At 39.6% G+C, this 278-nt stretch carries 1 protein-coding gene; it reads right to left on the reverse strand.

Annotated features, from left to right (window positions below; translation table 11 throughout):
- On the reverse strand, window positions 1–278 hold a 278-nt coding region (locus tag AAEY62_RS22155; RefSeq protein ID WP_350636557.1), incomplete at both ends, for a putative ATP-dependent zinc protease.

A 278-nucleotide genomic window follows, 5' to 3' on the forward strand; every position in this document is an offset into this window, starting at 1 on the left:
TTCATAAACTTGCGACCTAGTAATAAAGGATAATCTAGGTGGCTTCGATCCGTTAGGTTTAAATCTGTTTCGGCGGCATATTTACCTATTTTTAAATGGGCATGGATTACTGGACGACGATCATCAGCCGTATCTGCATCTTGTTTAATACGAACAAAGCGTTCAACTTTAGATTCAAAGGTGTTTGCAGGTTGTTCAGTGTTATTAGTTATCACATCATAGCGAACCCACTGTACGCCTTCTCGTTCAAATAATACGATATTGCGTGCGTCTAGAGA

The organism is Pseudoalteromonas sp. GW168-MNA-CIBAN-0100, from assembly GCF_040309225.1.
Lineage (GTDB): Bacteria > Pseudomonadota > Gammaproteobacteria > Enterobacterales > Alteromonadaceae > Pseudoalteromonas > Pseudoalteromonas arctica.